We start from the raw sequence: 13,580 nt of genomic DNA, 5'->3' as shown, positions 1-13,580 counted from the left end.
TGATCGGAGCTCCTCACATGACGGTCGGACTGCGTCGTGATTCTACGTGAGGTCGCGCAGGTGAACGCGGCGGTTCCGGATCGGCGATCTCGAAGTACACCGGCTCCGGTGCGGTCCCGTACAACCGCAGCATCCGGACCAGCCGCCGGGACCGCAACGCACGGGTGTCGCGGACGGCGTCGTTGTGCACCCGGCGGGCCAGCACGACCAGCGCCTCCGCCTCGGCGAGGTCGCCGCAGGGTGCGGGCTCCCCCGGTCCCCGCCGGACGGCGGCGAGCTGCCTGGTCAGGGCGTTCTCCGCGGCCTCGCGGGCGGCGCGGCTCCCGGCCGGGTCGCGGCCGTCCGGCGCCGGGGCGGGCAGCGCACGCGCGGCGACGGCGGCCCGGCGCAGGTCCGGTGGCGCGGCGGGACCGAGCACCTCGGCGACGGCGAGCGCGACCCGGGCCCGGGCGTCCAGCGCCGCGGCGAGCCCGGCGCGGGCGGCGTCGACCCGCACGTGCAGCCGGTGCAGCCGCCGGACCCGTGTCACGCACCACAGGGTGAGAGCCGCCACCAGCAGTGCCGCGAGGACCGCTGTCCCGGCGGCGACGGCGGTGCTCACCGCGCGCCCCCGCGCACCAGCGGTCGCGGGGCGGCGGCGATCGCGGCCCGGTACACGCGCAGCACGTCCCCGGCGACGACCGGCCAGTCGTAGCGCTGCACCCGTTCCCGACCGGCGGCGGCGAGCCGGGCCCGGGCGGTGTCGTCGTCGAGCAGGCCGGACAGCGCGGCGGCCAGGGCGGCGTCGTCGCCGGGCGGGAACAGGGCGCCGGCGCGGCCGTCGTCGAGGACGGCGCGGAAGGACTCGAGGTCCGCGGCCAGCACCGGGGTGCCCGCGGCCATGGCCTCGGTCAGCACCATCCCGAAGCTCTCCCCGCCGCGGTGCGGTGCGCAGAACACCGCGACCGAGCGCAGCGCGGCGGCCTTGGTCTCCTCGTCGACCGGACCGAGCAGGTCGATCCGCTCGGCCAGCCCGGGCCCCGCGGTGCGCAGCAGCCGGTCGCCGTCGCTGCGGCCGACGACGAGCAGCCGCACGTCCGGCCGGTCGGTGACGACCCGGCGCAGCGCGTCCAGCAGCACCGGCATGCCCTTGCGGGGCTCGTCGAAGCGGCCGACGTAGCCGACCCGCACCGCGGGCGGCAGGTCCAGCGCCGGTCCGTGGGCGAACCGGGCGACGTCGACGCCGTTGGGGATCTCGGTGGCGTCCCCGCCCAGGTGCTCGACCTGCACCCGGCGCGCGGTCGCCGACACCGCGATCCGCGCCGTCACCCGTTCCAGCAGGGGCCGCGCCATGGGTCCGAACGCCGCGAGCGCCCGGGACCGTTCGGTGGAGGTGTGGAAGGTCGCGACGACCGGCCCGCGAGCGTCGAGCAGCGCCAGCGCCGACACCGACGGGGTCGTCGGCTCGTGCACGTGCAGCACGTCGAAGTCGTGTGTGGCGAGCCAGCGTCGGGTGCGGTGGCGGGTCATCGGGCCGAACGCGACGCGGGCGACGGAGCCGTTGTAGGGGACGCCGACGGCCCGCCCGGCCGGGGTGACGAACTCCGGCGCCGTGCCGGTCGCCGGGGCCAGGACCTCGACCGTGTGCCCGAGCCCGCGCAGCGCGGCGGCGAGGTCCAGGACGTGGCGCTGCACTCCCCCGGCGACGTCGAGGGAGTACGGGCAGACGATCCCGATCCTCATCCCGCACCGACCGGTTGGAGCATGTGCCAGTCCCACGGACGGCGGGCGATCATGTCGCCGAAGGCGTCGGCGAGGCGCTGGACGGCGTCGGGGCCGGGCGGGACCGGCGCGCCGACCTCGACGCCCCAGGCGTCGTCGGTGAAGTAGGGGTAGGCCGGGTGCAGCGCGGCACCGGTGAGCCGGGCGAGCCGGGCCGGGCCGGGCGACAGCCGGGCGGGCCCCCCGAGGAAGGTCACCTCGGTGCCGGTGCCGGACAGGTCGCGGTCGGCGACCAGGCAGACCACGCCGCCACGGCGGAGCCGCCCGGTCAGCGCCCGGTGCGCCGTGCGGGGGTCGTCGGCGGTCACGACCTCGAACCCCAGCCCGGACCGGTAGGCGAGGAACCGGCGGAACAACGGCTCCGGGCGCAGCCGCTGCACGACGGTGGTCAGTGCCGGTTCGAGCCCGAGCCGGTCGAGCTCGCGCAGCAGGTAGAGCCCGGCCAGGTCCCAGTTGCCGGCGTGCGGGAGGGCGAACACGACCCCGCGCCCGGACCGGACGGCCGCGAGTGCGTCGGCGACGCCGTGGGCGTGCGGGTGCATCGCGGCGTGCACCGCGGCGGGGTCGAGCCCGGGCAGTGCGAACGCCTCCCGCCAGTAGCGGGCGTAGCTGCGCATCCCGACGGCGACCAGCGCGTCGAGCTCGGCGGGGGTCGCGTCGGGGCGGACCCGGCGCAGGTTGTGCCGCAGCCGCCGCACCCCCGGGCCGTCGCGGCGCACCGCGAGCGCGGCGCCCGCGTCGAACACCCGCTCCACGACGCCCGTGGGCAGCCGCCCCGCGACCGTCCAGCCCGCCGCGTACCCGGCGACGCCGAGCGCGGCGGATGTGCGTTCCCGCAGGTCAGGCACGGGGAGCCTCGCGGGAGCTCCGCCGTACCGCGAGGATCCGCTGGCCGAGGGTCACCGCCGTCCCGAGCGCCAGCACGACGAGGGTGACGGTCAGCGCCCACGGCACCCCGACGCCGGACAGGAACGCCCCGACCAGGCCGAGGATGAGCCGTTCGGCGCGTTCGACGAGACCGCCCTCTGCGGTGAGCCCGACGGACTCGGCGCGGGCCTTGACGTAGGACACGATCTGGCCGCCGACCAGCGCCACCAGCGCGGCGGCACCGGCGAGGGGCTCGGCCCCGCCGGTCAGCGCCCACCAGGCGAGCCCGGCGAACAGGGCGCCGTCGACGATCCGGTCGCAGGTGGAGTCGAGCACCGCCCCGAACGGGGTGCCGTGCCCGCGGGCACGGGCCATCGCGCCGTCGATCAGGTCAGTGAGCACGAACAGGGTGACCAGCACCGCGCCGAGCGCCAGCCACCCGGTGGGCAGGAACGCCAGCGAGCAGGCCACGGCCCCGACGGTGCCGAGCACCGTGACGGTGTCCGGGCTGACACCGCGGTCGATCAGGGCTCGTCCGACGGGGTCGGTGAGCCGGTTGACGTGCGCGCGGGCGAACAGGTTCAGCATCGGCGGCTGCGTGCTCCCGTGCAGGACGGCGACGGTGGGGGGACCCTGCCAGCCTAGTCCGACACCGGATCCGCCCGCCGTGGGTGCGGCCGGAGTCAGCGACGTGGCGGTTCCCACGCCCGGGCCAGCTGGTCGCGGGTCTCGGCGAGCAGCTGGGGGATCACCTTGGTCTGCCCGACGACGGCGATGAAGTTCGCGTCCCCGCCCCACCGCGGGACGACGTGCTGGTGCAGGTGCTCGGCCAGCGACCCGCCCGCGACGTGGCCCAGGTTCAGCCCCACGTTGAACGCGTGCGGCGCCGCGACCTTCTTCATGGTCACGACGGCCTGCCGGGTGAACGCCATCAGCTCACCGGCCTCGGAGTCGGTGAGGTCCTCCAGGTCCGCGACGTGCCGGTAGGGCAGCACCATCAGGTGCCCCGGGTTGTACGGGTGCAGGTTGAGCAGCGCGAACACCTCGTCGCCGCGGGCGACGACGAGGTTGTCCGCGTCCGGGTCCGCCGAGTCGCCCAGGGTCTCCCCCCGGGCGATCCGGCAGAACGGGCAGCCGGTGTCACCGGCACCCTGGATGTAGGCGAGCCGGTGCGGGGTCCACAGCCGGGCGAAGCCGTCGGGCGTCCCGGTCCCCTCCTGCGGGACCCACTCCTGCTCCATGCGCCGATCCTAGGCGCCGGCCGGGAAGCTCTCCGCGGTCGGCGAGGTGTTCGTGCGCGAGCGCACCCACTCGATGATGGAGGTGACCGCCTGCTCGACCGGCACCGCGTTGGTCTGCGAGCCGTCGCGGAACCGGAAGCTGACCGCACCGGCCTCGACGTCGCGTCCGCCGACGAGCAGCAGGAACGGCACCTTCGCCAGGGTGTGGGTGCGGATCTTCTTCTGCATGCGGTCGTCACCGGAGTCGACGTCGACCCGGATGCCGGCGGCACGCAGCCGCGCGGCGACGTCGCGGACGTAGTCGTCCTGGGCCTCGGTGACCGGGATCCCCACGACCTGGACGGGCGCCAGCCACGCCGGGAAGGCGCCGGCGTAGTGCTCGGTGAGCACGCCGAAGAAGCGCTCGATCGACCCGAACAACGCGCGGTGGATCATGACCGGGCGCTGCCGGGAGCCGTCGGAGGCGGTGTACTCCAGCTCGAAGCGGTCCGGCAGCATCAGGTCGACCTGGATGGTCGACATCTGCCAGTAGCGGCCGATCGCGTCACGGGCCTGCACCGAGATCTTCGGGGCGTAGAACGCGGCGCCGCCCGGGTCGTCGCACAGCTCCAGCCCGAAGCTCTCGGCGGCGTCGCGCAGCGCCTGGGTGGCCTCGGCCCACGACTCGTCGGACCCGATGGACTTCTCCGGGTTGCGGGTGGACAGCTCCAGGTAGAAGTCGTCGAGGCCGTAGTCGCGCAGCAGGTCGAGCACGAACTGCAGCAGGCTGCGGATCTCGCCCTGCATCTGCTCGCGGGTGCAGTAGATGTGCGCGTCGTCCTGGGTGAAGCCGCGGGCCCGGGTCAGGCCGTGCACGACACCGGACTTCTCGTAGCGGTAGACGGTGCCGAACTCGAACAGCCGCAGCGGCAGCTCGCGGTAGGACCGCCCGCGCGAGGCGAAGATCAGGTTGTGCATCGGGCAGTTCATCGGCTTGAGGTAGTAGTCCACCGCGGGCCGCTTGAGCTCGCCGTCGGCGGTGTACTCCGCGTCGAGCTGCATGGGCGGGTACATGCCCTCGGCGTACCACTCCAGGTGCCCGGACTTCTCGAACAGCGCGCCCTTGGTCGCGTGCGGGGTGTAGACGAACTCGTAGCCCGCCTCGGCGTGCCGCTCGCGCGAGAGGTCCTCCAGCTCCTTGCGGACGACCCCGCCCTTGGGGTGGAAGACGGGCAGGCCCGACCCGATCTCGTCGGGGAAGCTGAACAGGTCCAGCTCACTGCCCAGGCGGCGGTGGTCGCGGCGCTCGGCCTCGGCGATGCGCTCCAGGTAGGCGTCGTGCGCCTCCTGGGACTCCCACGCGGTGCCGTAGATCCGCTGGAGCTGGGCGTTGGCCTGGTCGCCCCGCCAGTACGCGGCGGCCGAGCGGGTCAGCGAGAACGCCGGGATGTACTTGGTGGTCGGCAGGTGCGGGCCGCGGCAGAGGTCCGACCAGACGGTCGCGCCGGTGTGGGCGTGCACGTTGTCGTAGACGGTGAGCTCGCCGGAGGAGTCGACCTCCATGACCTCGCCGTCGGAGTCGGCACCGCCCTTGAGGTCGATCAGCTCCAGCTTGTACGGCTGGTCGGCGAGCTCGGCGCGGGCCTCGTCGCGGGAGGCGTAGCGGCGGCGCTCGAAGCGCTGGCCGGACTTGACGATCTTCTTCATCGCCGACTCGATCTTCTTCAGATCCTCGGGGGTGAAGGGGGTGTCGACGTCGAAGTCGTAGTAGAAGCCGTCGGTGACCGGCGGGCCGATGCCCAGCTTGGCCTTCGGGAACAGCTGCTGGACGGCCTGGGCGAGCACGTGCGCCGCCGAGTGCCGGATGACGCTGCGCCCCTCCTCGGTGTTCGCCGGGACCGGCACGACCTCGGCGTCGGCCTCGGGGGCCCAGGCCAGGTCGCGCAGGACACCCTCGGCGTCGCGCACGACGACGATCGCCTCGGGACCGCTGGTCGGCAGCCCGCCCTCCCGGACGCGCGCACCGGCCGTCGTCCCGGCCGGCACCCGGATCGGGGCGGACGCTGGCGGGGCGGACAGTGCGGACACGGGGGTGCCTCCTGCGGTGGTGCGAACGGATGGACCTCCGATGCTAGTCGGGGGGCGCGAACCGGTTTCGACCGCGGGGAACACGGGCGCCGGGTGGCCCCGGACCGGGGCGGCCGGGGATGATCGCGGACGTGAACGACGCCGCCGCCCGCTTCCGGGCCGCGATCGAGGCCGGAGACCTCGACGCGGCCGTCGCCCTCTGCCGCGACGACGTCGAGTTCCGCTCGCCCGTCGTGCACCGCCCCTACCGGGGCCGGGAGGCGTTGCGCCCCATCCTCGGCGCGGTGTTCACCGTCTTCGGCGGGTTCCGCTACGTCGCCGAGTACTCCGGCGACGACGGCCACGTGCTCGAGTTCACCGCGACCGTCGGGGAGCGCGAGGTGCAGGGGGTCGACGTGCTGCGCACCGACGACGAGGGCCGCATCCGCGAGCTGACCGTGCTCGTGCGGCCGCTGTCGGCCGCGGTCGCACTGCGCGACCGCATGGGCCCGCTGCTCTCCTGACCCGGGCCCGTCGCCGCAGGTCGGGGACGGGGTTGCCGCCGCCCGGCGACCGACGACGGCCGGTCGTCCCGCCGGATACCGCCGTCCGGCCGTCCGGCCCCGGCTCGCTCGCGCGTCGTCGCACACAACCGGCCGTTGCTCGATGCAGTGATCGTCTCGCCTGTGCAGCCCTTCGGCCGCGGGCACGATGGTCCACATGCCGCACCATGATCGGGCGATCCGGTCACGGAGCGCGCCATCACCCCGCTGACGTGCCGACATTCGAGTGACGTCGATCAGGTGGGCACAACGCCGCCCTCCGGTCCCTCGTTGACGCAGGGAGCTCGTTGACCGGGTGAGACCACGCCACCGTCCGGCTGCGCCGGCAGACGACCAGAAGGGAGAGCCGGTTGCCCGCAGGCCCGCCCCCACCGCCGCGGTCGCGCCGCTCTCCCGAGTCCGATTCCTACGGTGTGTCCGGCTCTCATGGTGTGTCCGGCTCCCACGGTGCGTCCGCTTCCGGTCGTGCGGTCGACACCGAGGAGCGCCCGACCGGACGACGCCCGACCGGACGACACAGCAGCGACCAGGTCGCCCGCGCCGACTCCGGCGCCCCGGCACGGCACGGCGCCCCCGCCGCAGGCGGGCATGTGCGGTCCGGTGAGCCGGAGGCGCGGTCCTTCACCGACGTCGTGCGGGCCACCGGGTCCACCGCGCGCCCCGGCCCGGACGGACCGCGAGGCGCCGGCGCGGACAGGTTGCCCGGTGCCGGTGCGGACGGCCGCCGTCGACGCTCCCGGCGGGCCGACGAGGCCGCCTCCGCGGGCACCGGAGCACCGACGAACGGCGCCCCTGCGCACGGCGCTCGCACCCACGGTGCAGTCGCGAACGGATCCGCTGCGAACGGTGCTGCCGCGAACGGGTCATCCGCGCACGGTGCCGCCGCGGCGGGCTCCGGGGTCCACGGTTCCGGGGGCAGCACGAAGGTCGGGCTGCGTGTGCGCGGCGGCACCGTGCCCCGCGAACCCGGCCGCGGCCCGCAGCCCGGCACCACCGGCGCGACGCCCGCAGGTCCGCCCGCCCCCACCGGGGCCACGCCGACGGGGGCCACCCCGACCAGGACAACGCCGACCGGGGCCACGCCGACCGGGAACCGGCACACCACCGGCCCACAGCGGCGCCCCGGTACCGACGGGCCCGGCCCCACGGCGTCCGGCCCCGCGCCCTCCGGCGTGTCGGCAGGCCCCGCACCGTCCCGTCCGGCCGGAACGTCCACCCCGTCCGCGCCGCCCGGCCGCCCGACCCCGCCCGCCGCGGGGCGCCGGGACACCGGGCCCCGCCGGAGCCCCGCCGCCGGCCCGTCGGCCGCCGCACCCCGGGCCGCCGCACCCCGCCCCGGGCAGCACCCCTCGCTGCCGCCGGTCCCACGGCCCGCGGTGCCCCCGACCCGATCCGCACGGACCGCCCCGGCAACCGCCGCCACCCCGGCGACCACGGCCACTCCGGCGACCACGGCAACGACCGCGACCCCGGCGACCACAGGGGCCCTCGCCGCGCCCCCGGCACCGATCCCGGGCCCGTCGGCCCCGGGCGGCACGAGCGGCACCCTCCGCACCGGACGCCGTCGTCGTCCCGAACCGGACGGAAGCGCCGGGAGCGCCACGGACGCCCTCCCCGCGCACACCGGCGGCCGCCGCCGATCCGGACTCGACGACGACGCGACCGCGCTCGCCCCCGCCGCCGCGGCCCGCACCGGACTCGTGCCCGCCGCCCGCCCCCGCACCGACGGCGGAGCACCCACCGCGCTGGTCCCCGCCCCCGGCGACGACGCTGGCACCGAGCTCGTCGACGCCGCGGCCCCCGGCCCGCGCCGCCGGCGCCGGGCCGAGCCCGACGGACCGTTCGACCGGGTCATCGCACTCGTCGGCCCCGGAGTGGGTGTCGTGCGCCGCCGCCTCGGCATCCTCGACGCCGACCAGAAGGCCGCTCTCACCCCCGAGGAGCGCCGGGCCCGGCGCCGCCGGCAGATCGTGTACTCGCTGGTCGGGACGGCCGCGTCGATCGTGCTGCTGCCGCTGCTGCTGCTCGGGATCGGCTGGCTGCTGTTCCCGATCCCCAGCACCGACGACGCCGTGCAGAACCAGATCGCCACCGTCTCCTACGCCGACGGCGGGCAGCTCGCCCGGCTGGTGCCCGAGCAGGGCAACCGGATCAAGGTCGGGATGGACGCCATCCCGATCCACGTGCGCGAGGCCGTGCTCGCCGCCGAGGACCGGTCGTTCTACTCGAACCCGGGCTTCGACTTCACCGGCATCCTGCGCGCGATGGTCAACCAGCTGACCGGCGGCGTCGGCGGCGGATCGACGATCACCCAGCAGTACGTCAAGAACACCCTGGTCGGCAACGACGCGACCTACTGGCGCAAGTACAAGGAACTGATCGTCTCGCTGAAGGTCTCCGGGCAGAAGTCCAAGGACGAGATCCTCAACGACTACCTCAACGCCATCTACTTCGGCCGCGGCGCCTACGGCATCGAGTCCGCCAGCCTCGCCTACTTCGGCAAGCCCGCGGCCCAGCTGACCCCCAGCGAGGGCGCGCTGCTCGCCGGGATCATCCAGTCACCGTCCAACTGGGACCCGGCGAACTCCCCGGAACGGGCGAAGCAGCGCTGGAACTTCGTCCTCGACGGCATGAACGCCCAGGGCTGGATCACCACGGCCGACCGGCGGGCCGCGGTGTTCCCGCAGACGATCCCGCCGCAGAACACCTCCCGGTCGTCGTCGCTGACCGACGCACGCGGCCACATCCTCAACGCCGTCCGCTCCGAACTGGGCTCGCTGGGCATCTCCGAGCAGGCGTTCGCCCAGGGCGGCCTCCAGGTCACGACGACGATCGACCCGCAGCGCCAGCAGCAGCTCACCGACTCGGTCGAGCAGAAGCTGCGCGGCGAGCCCGAGCTGCTGCGCACCGGCGCCGTCGCGATCGACCCGCGCACCGGCGGGATCGTCGGCTACTACGGCGGATCGAACGGCACCGGCCTCGACTACGCCCAGGTCATGAAGCAGCCCGGGTCGACGTTCAAGCCGTTCGCCGTGCTCGCCGGGCTCCTGAACGACCCGCCGATCGGCCTGGGAACCACCTTCGACGGGTCCGAGCGGCCGGGGCTGCGCAACGCCGAGGGCGCCAACTGCCCGCGCTGCGACCTCAAGCAGGCGATGACGATCTCCAACAACGTCGTCTTCACCAAGCTCGCCGCGCAGGTCGGACCGCAGAAGGTCGCCGACGCCGCCCGGCTCGCCGGGATCACCGCGCCGCTGGACAACCCGGACGCGCGGCTCCCGCTGGGCAACAAGGAGGTCACGCCGGTCCAGCTGGCGTCGGCCTACGCCACCATCGCCGCGGGCGGCGTCTGGCACCCCCCGCACATGGTGTCCAAGGTCGTCGACTCCGACGGGCGCGTGCTCTACGAGTACCAGCCCGGCGAGGGCGAGCAGCGTTTCCCCGAGCAGGTGGCGCGCAACGTCGTCGAGGCGATGATGAACGTCGTCGACAACGACGGGCTGCAGCTGCCCGACGGGCAGGAGGCCGCCGGCAAGACCGGCACCGTCCAGTCGCGCTTCGAGGGCCAGAACAACGACGCCTGGTTCGCCGGCTTCACCCCCCAGATCGCGACGGCCGTGTGGGTCGGCACCGACCGCAACGACCCGATCCAGGACTCCTCCGGCCGCCCGATCAACGGCTCCGACCTGCCCGGGTCGGTGTGGAAGGAGTTCATGTCCGACACCGTGCGCGCCACCGGCACGACCGAGTTCCCGGCGTTCAGGCCGATCGGCGAGGCACCCTCCACCCTGGCGCCCAACGAGCCGACCGCCCCGGCGACGCCGACCAGCACGCCCTCCGCCGAGCCCACCCCGGAGCCGACCGCGGAACCGGCCGCCCCCGCCGAGCCGCCTGCCCCGGCCCCCGTGGACCCGACCGGCGCCCCGGAGGCCACCGGCGACCCGCTGCCCGCCCCGCAGGACGACACCCAGCCGGGCGGCGACGCAGGCCGTGCCGCGGACCCGACCGTCGGCTGATCCGCCCCGTTCGCGCCACCGCCGGGCTACCGTGGACGGGTGACCGGTGACCATCACTTCGAGGTGGTGGCCTGGCGGGCGGACCGCAGGCTCACCCTCTACGTGCCGGGCATCGAGGCGTCGACCACCGTCGACGACCCCCGGGCGGCCGAGGACGCGGTCCGCGACCTGATCGCGGACCTCACCGGCGTCGACCGCGGGGTCATCACCTGCGACATCCGGCTCGGACGCCCCTGGCGCTCCGGGATCTGAGACCTCCCCGGGCCTCGGGATCTGCGACCAGTCAGCGGGACGGCGGCACCAGGATCGTGGCCGCCGCCGCACACACCGACTCGGTGAGCGCGTCGAGCACGGTGGTGCTGAGCTTCCAGTGCTGCCAGTACAGCGGGACGTCGAGATGGCGATCGGCGTCGAGCAGCACGAGCCGCCCGGCGGCCGCCGCCTCCCGCGCCGGGCCGTCGGTGAACATCCCCCAGCCCAGACCGGCGCGGATCGCCTCGTGGTAGCCGTCGGCGGCGGGCACCCGGTGGGCCGGACCGGTGCACGGCCGGTGGGTGAGCCCGCGGACGAACCGGGTCTGCAACACGTCCTTCGACCCGAAGTCGACCCGCGGTGCGAGCGGGAACGCCTCGGCCGGGTCCCGTCCGGCGAACCACCGGTCGTACACCGGCCGGGCCGCGACGGGCCGGTAGCGGGTCGCGCCCAACGGCCGGACCGCGCAGCCCTGCACCGGCGCCGACGACGTCGTGACCGCCCCGACCACCGACCCCTCGCGGAGCAGGGCCGCGGTGTACTGCTCGTCGTCGACGTGCAGGTCCAGCCGAACCCCGTGCCGGGCGGCCAGGGGCACCACCGCGGACAGGAACCAGTGGGTCACCGAGTCCGCGTTCACCGCGATCGGCAGGTGCGTGCCCGCGGTGTCGGCGCTGCCGAAGCCCGCCTCGACCTCCCCCTCGAGCACCGCGATCTGGCGGGCCAGCCGCAGCAGCGCGGCCCCCTCCTCGGTCGCGACGCACGGACGCGTGCGGCGCACCAGGATCCGGCGCGCCTGCCGCTCCAGGGCCTTGATCCGCTGGGACACCGCGGACGGCGTGATCGACAGCCGCGCGGCGGCGGCGTCGAAACCGCCCTCCTCGACCACGGCGCTCAGGGTGGCCAGCTGATCCCGGTCGTACATGAAGCGAATCTACAGTTCATGAAGTTCTTTCAGTTCCCGACGTCTTCCTGACGCGGTCGGCCTAGCGTCGGCGACGTGAGTGTGCTGGCGGGATTCGGGACGGGACTGTCGCTGATCGCGGCGATCGGGGCGCAGAACGCGTTCGTGCTGCGGCAGGGGCTGCGACGCGAGCACGTCCCGGCGGTGGTGCTGTTCTGCGTGCTGGCCGACCTGGTGCTGGTGACCGCGGCGGTCGCGGGCGTCGGGCTGGTCGTCGACCGCGTACCGGGCCTGGTCGAGGTGGTGCGGTGGGGCGGCGTCGTCTGGCTGACCGGCTACGGGCTGGTGGCACTGCGGCGCGCCGTCCGTCCCGGCTCGCTCGACACCGACGCGCACGGCTCGGCCCGGCCGCTCGTACCCGTCCTGGGGAGCGCGGCCGCGCTGACCTTCCTCAACCCGCACATGATGCTGGACCTGCTCGTCCTCGGGTCGCTGGCCGCCGCGCACGGCGACGACGGCCGGTGGGCGTTCGGCGCCGGGGTGGTCGTGGCCAGCCTGACCTGGTTCTCCGGGCTCGGCTTCGGCGCGGCGCGGCTCGCCGGGCTGTTCGCGCGGCCGACCGCGTGGCGGGTGCTCGACGGCGTCGTCGCAGCGGTGATGCTCGGGCTCGCCGCCGGCCTCGCCGTCTCCTGAGTCCCGCCCGGACCGTCCCGGCGGTGCGCGACCCGGCCGCCCGGAGTAGAACGTGACCCGTGTCCGCCGAGTACGTGTCGGTGCAGCCGCCCGTCGCACTGCGCGGCCGGGTGCTGCGCCTGCTCGGTTACCGCGAACACGCCTCCGCGCCCCGGCGGCGTCGTCAGCCCGCGGCCGGCGGGGTCGCACTGATCCTGGGGCTGCATCCGCTGACCCTGTCCGGACCCGCGCTCGGCACCGCGACGGCGGACGCGTTCGTCGGCGCGCCGAGCGACACCTGGGTGCTGACCGAGTTCACCGGCCCACAGGCCGGGGTGCAGGTCGACCTCACCCCGGCGGCGGCGTTCACCGTGCTCGGCGGGCGTGCGCTGCGCGGCGGCGCGGTCCCGCGCCTGGACGAGCTGCACGACCCCACGCTGGCCGCGCTACCCGCACGCCTCGCCGCCGAACCGACCTGGGCCGGACGGTTCGCACTGGTCAACGCACTGCTGGCGGAGCGGCTGCTCGACCCGCGCGCACGCGTCGTCGCACCGGAGGTGTGCTGGGCGTGGGACCGGCTCCTCGCCACCGACGGCCGCGTCGGCGTCGCGGAGCTGGCCGCGGGGACCGGGTGGAGCAAACGGCACCTGCAGTCCCGCTTCCGTGACCAGGTCGGTCTGACCCCGGGCACCGCGCGCCGCGTGCTGCGCTTCGGCCGGGCCGCGGGCCTGGTCGGGCGTGGCAGCGACCCGCTCGCCGGGATCGCCGCCGCGTGCGGCTACGCCGACCAGGCCCATCTCACGCGCGAGTTCCGCGCGCTAGCTAGCTGTGATGTCCAGGGAGGTTGTCCCGTCCGGGGGCGGTGAGTCTGGCTGACAGACGAAGGCCTCCGGTTGTGAAGTGGAGCTGTCGAGGAACCGCTTCACCCACCGGAGGCCTTCGTGTCCCACGCTAACGCCGCCCTGACCCCGCGCGCCCGGCTGCGGCTCGCTCAACTCGTCGTCGAGCACGGCTGGACCCACACCGCGGCCGCGACAATGTTCATGGTCTCCGCGCGGACCGCCAAGAAGTGGTCCGACCGCTACCGGGCCGAGGGGCCGGCGGGGATGGCCGACCGCAGCTCACGGCCGAGGTCCTCACCGACGAAGACCCGTGTCGGTCTGGTGCGGCGAATCGTACGGCTGCGCTGGCGGCACCGGCTGGGCCCGGTCCAGATCGCCGGGCGCCTGGGCATGGCCGCCTCGACCGTGCACGCGGT

Annotated in this window: 13 protein-coding genes; 6 read left to right on the top strand and 7 right to left on the bottom strand. The window is 75.0% G+C overall.

The window, feature by feature from the left end; genetic code table 11:
• Positions 1-13: 13 nt before the first annotated feature.
• From FVA95_RS14090 to thrS, 6 genes are all read right to left on the bottom strand, one after another.
• Positions 14-601 carry an NUDIX hydrolase gene (locus FVA95_RS14090; RefSeq protein ID WP_149664627.1) on the bottom strand — a complete coding sequence of 196 codons (588 nt, stop codon included), beginning with the start codon at positions 599-601 and terminating at the stop codon, positions 14-16.
• Positions 598-1,722: a glycosyltransferase family 4 protein gene (locus FVA95_RS14085; RefSeq protein ID WP_149664626.1), complete on the bottom strand. Its 1,125-nt coding sequence runs from the start codon at positions 1,720-1,722 to the stop codon at positions 598-600. The genes FVA95_RS14090 and FVA95_RS14085 overlap by 4 nt, the downstream gene beginning before the upstream one ends.
• Positions 1,719-2,609, bottom strand: coding sequence for a phosphatidylinositol mannoside acyltransferase (locus FVA95_RS14080; RefSeq protein WP_240051481.1), 891 nt, complete (start codon positions 2,607-2,609; stop codon positions 1,719-1,721). Before FVA95_RS14080 ends, FVA95_RS14085 begins: the two co-directional genes overlap by 4 nt.
• Complete coding sequence (pgsA, locus tag FVA95_RS14075; RefSeq protein ID WP_149664625.1) at positions 2,602-3,216, bottom strand: phosphatidylinositol phosphate synthase; 615 nt, start codon at positions 3,214-3,216, stop codon at positions 2,602-2,604. The genes FVA95_RS14080 and pgsA overlap by 8 nt, the downstream gene beginning before the upstream one ends.
• Before the next feature lie 95 nt (positions 3,217-3,311).
• Positions 3,312-3,869, bottom strand: a complete 558-nt coding sequence (locus tag FVA95_RS14070; protein ID WP_149664624.1) for an HIT domain-containing protein — start codon at positions 3,867-3,869, stop codon at positions 3,312-3,314.
• A gap of 9 nt (positions 3,870-3,878) precedes the next feature.
• Positions 3,879-5,936 (bottom strand): threonine--tRNA ligase, encoded by a 2,058-nt coding sequence (gene thrS / locus FVA95_RS14065; RefSeq protein ID WP_149664623.1) that lies wholly within the window; start codon positions 5,934-5,936, stop codon positions 3,879-3,881.
• Positions 5,937-6,067: 131 nt separating this feature from the next.
• Here thrS and FVA95_RS14060 point away from each other — a divergent pair, with 131 nt between their 5' ends.
• The 3 genes from FVA95_RS14060 (at position 6,068) to FVA95_RS14050 (ending at position 10,746) form a co-directional block, all read left to right on the top strand.
• Complete coding sequence (locus FVA95_RS14060) at positions 6,068-6,439, top strand: nuclear transport factor 2 family protein (protein ID WP_233147562.1); 372 nt, start codon at positions 6,068-6,070, stop codon at positions 6,437-6,439.
• Between the two features lie 470 nt (positions 6,440-6,909).
• Positions 6,910-10,494: a transglycosylase domain-containing protein gene (locus FVA95_RS32905; RefSeq protein WP_240051480.1), complete on the top strand. Its 3,585-nt coding sequence runs from the start codon at positions 6,910-6,912 to the stop codon at positions 10,492-10,494.
• A 39-nt stretch (positions 10,495-10,533) separates the two neighbouring features.
• Positions 10,534-10,746, top strand: a complete 213-nt coding sequence (locus tag FVA95_RS14050; protein WP_020626576.1) for a hypothetical protein — start codon at positions 10,534-10,536, stop codon at positions 10,744-10,746.
• A 31-nt stretch (positions 10,747-10,777) separates the two neighbouring features.
• Here the strand turns inward: FVA95_RS14050 and FVA95_RS14045 are convergent, their stop codons facing one another.
• A complete protein-coding gene (locus FVA95_RS14045; RefSeq protein WP_075306736.1) occupies positions 10,778-11,671 on the bottom strand; it encodes a LysR family transcriptional regulator ArgP in 894 nt (297 codons plus the stop codon).
• 75 nt (positions 11,672-11,746) lie between these two features.
• Between FVA95_RS14045 and FVA95_RS14040 the strand changes: the two genes are divergently transcribed.
• The 3 genes from FVA95_RS14040 to FVA95_RS14030 all read left to right on the top strand — a co-directional run.
• Positions 11,747-12,343: a LysE/ArgO family amino acid transporter gene (locus tag FVA95_RS14040; protein ID WP_149664622.1), complete on the top strand. Its 597-nt coding sequence runs from the start codon at positions 11,747-11,749 to the stop codon at positions 12,341-12,343.
• Positions 12,344-12,402: 59 nt separating this feature from the next.
• The gene (locus tag FVA95_RS14035; RefSeq protein ID WP_149664621.1) at positions 12,403-13,188 is read left to right on the top strand and encodes an AraC family transcriptional regulator; all 786 of its coding nucleotides are present in this window, start codon (positions 12,403-12,405) and stop codon (positions 13,186-13,188) included.
• A gap of 75 nt (positions 13,189-13,263) precedes the next feature.
• A partial coding sequence (locus FVA95_RS14030) for a leucine zipper domain-containing protein (protein WP_149664620.1) occupies positions 13,264-13,580 on the top strand: 317 nt, incomplete at its 3' end.

Source organism: Pseudonocardia sp. EV170527-09, from assembly GCF_008369905.1.
Lineage (GTDB): Bacteria > Actinomycetota > Actinomycetes > Mycobacteriales > Pseudonocardiaceae > Pseudonocardia.
This window is presented reverse-complemented; position numbering and strand designations above follow the sequence as displayed.

Excerpts from the sequence above, each read along its gene's own strand:
- FVA95_RS14085 (WP_149664626.1), bottom strand. The coding sequence starts at position 1,722 with ATGAGGATCGGGATCGTCTGCCCGTACTCCCTCGACGTCGCCGGGGGA.
- pgsA (WP_149664625.1), bottom strand. The coding sequence starts at position 3,216 with ATGCTGAACCTGTTCGCCCGCGCGCACGTCAACCGGCTCACCGACCCC.
- FVA95_RS14070 (WP_149664624.1), bottom strand. The coding sequence starts at position 3,869 with ATGGAGCAGGAGTGGGTCCCGCAGGAGGGGACCGGGACGCCCGACGGC.
- FVA95_RS14045 (WP_075306736.1), bottom strand. The coding sequence starts at position 11,671 with ATGTACGACCGGGATCAGCTGGCCACCCTGAGCGCCGTGGTCGAGGAG.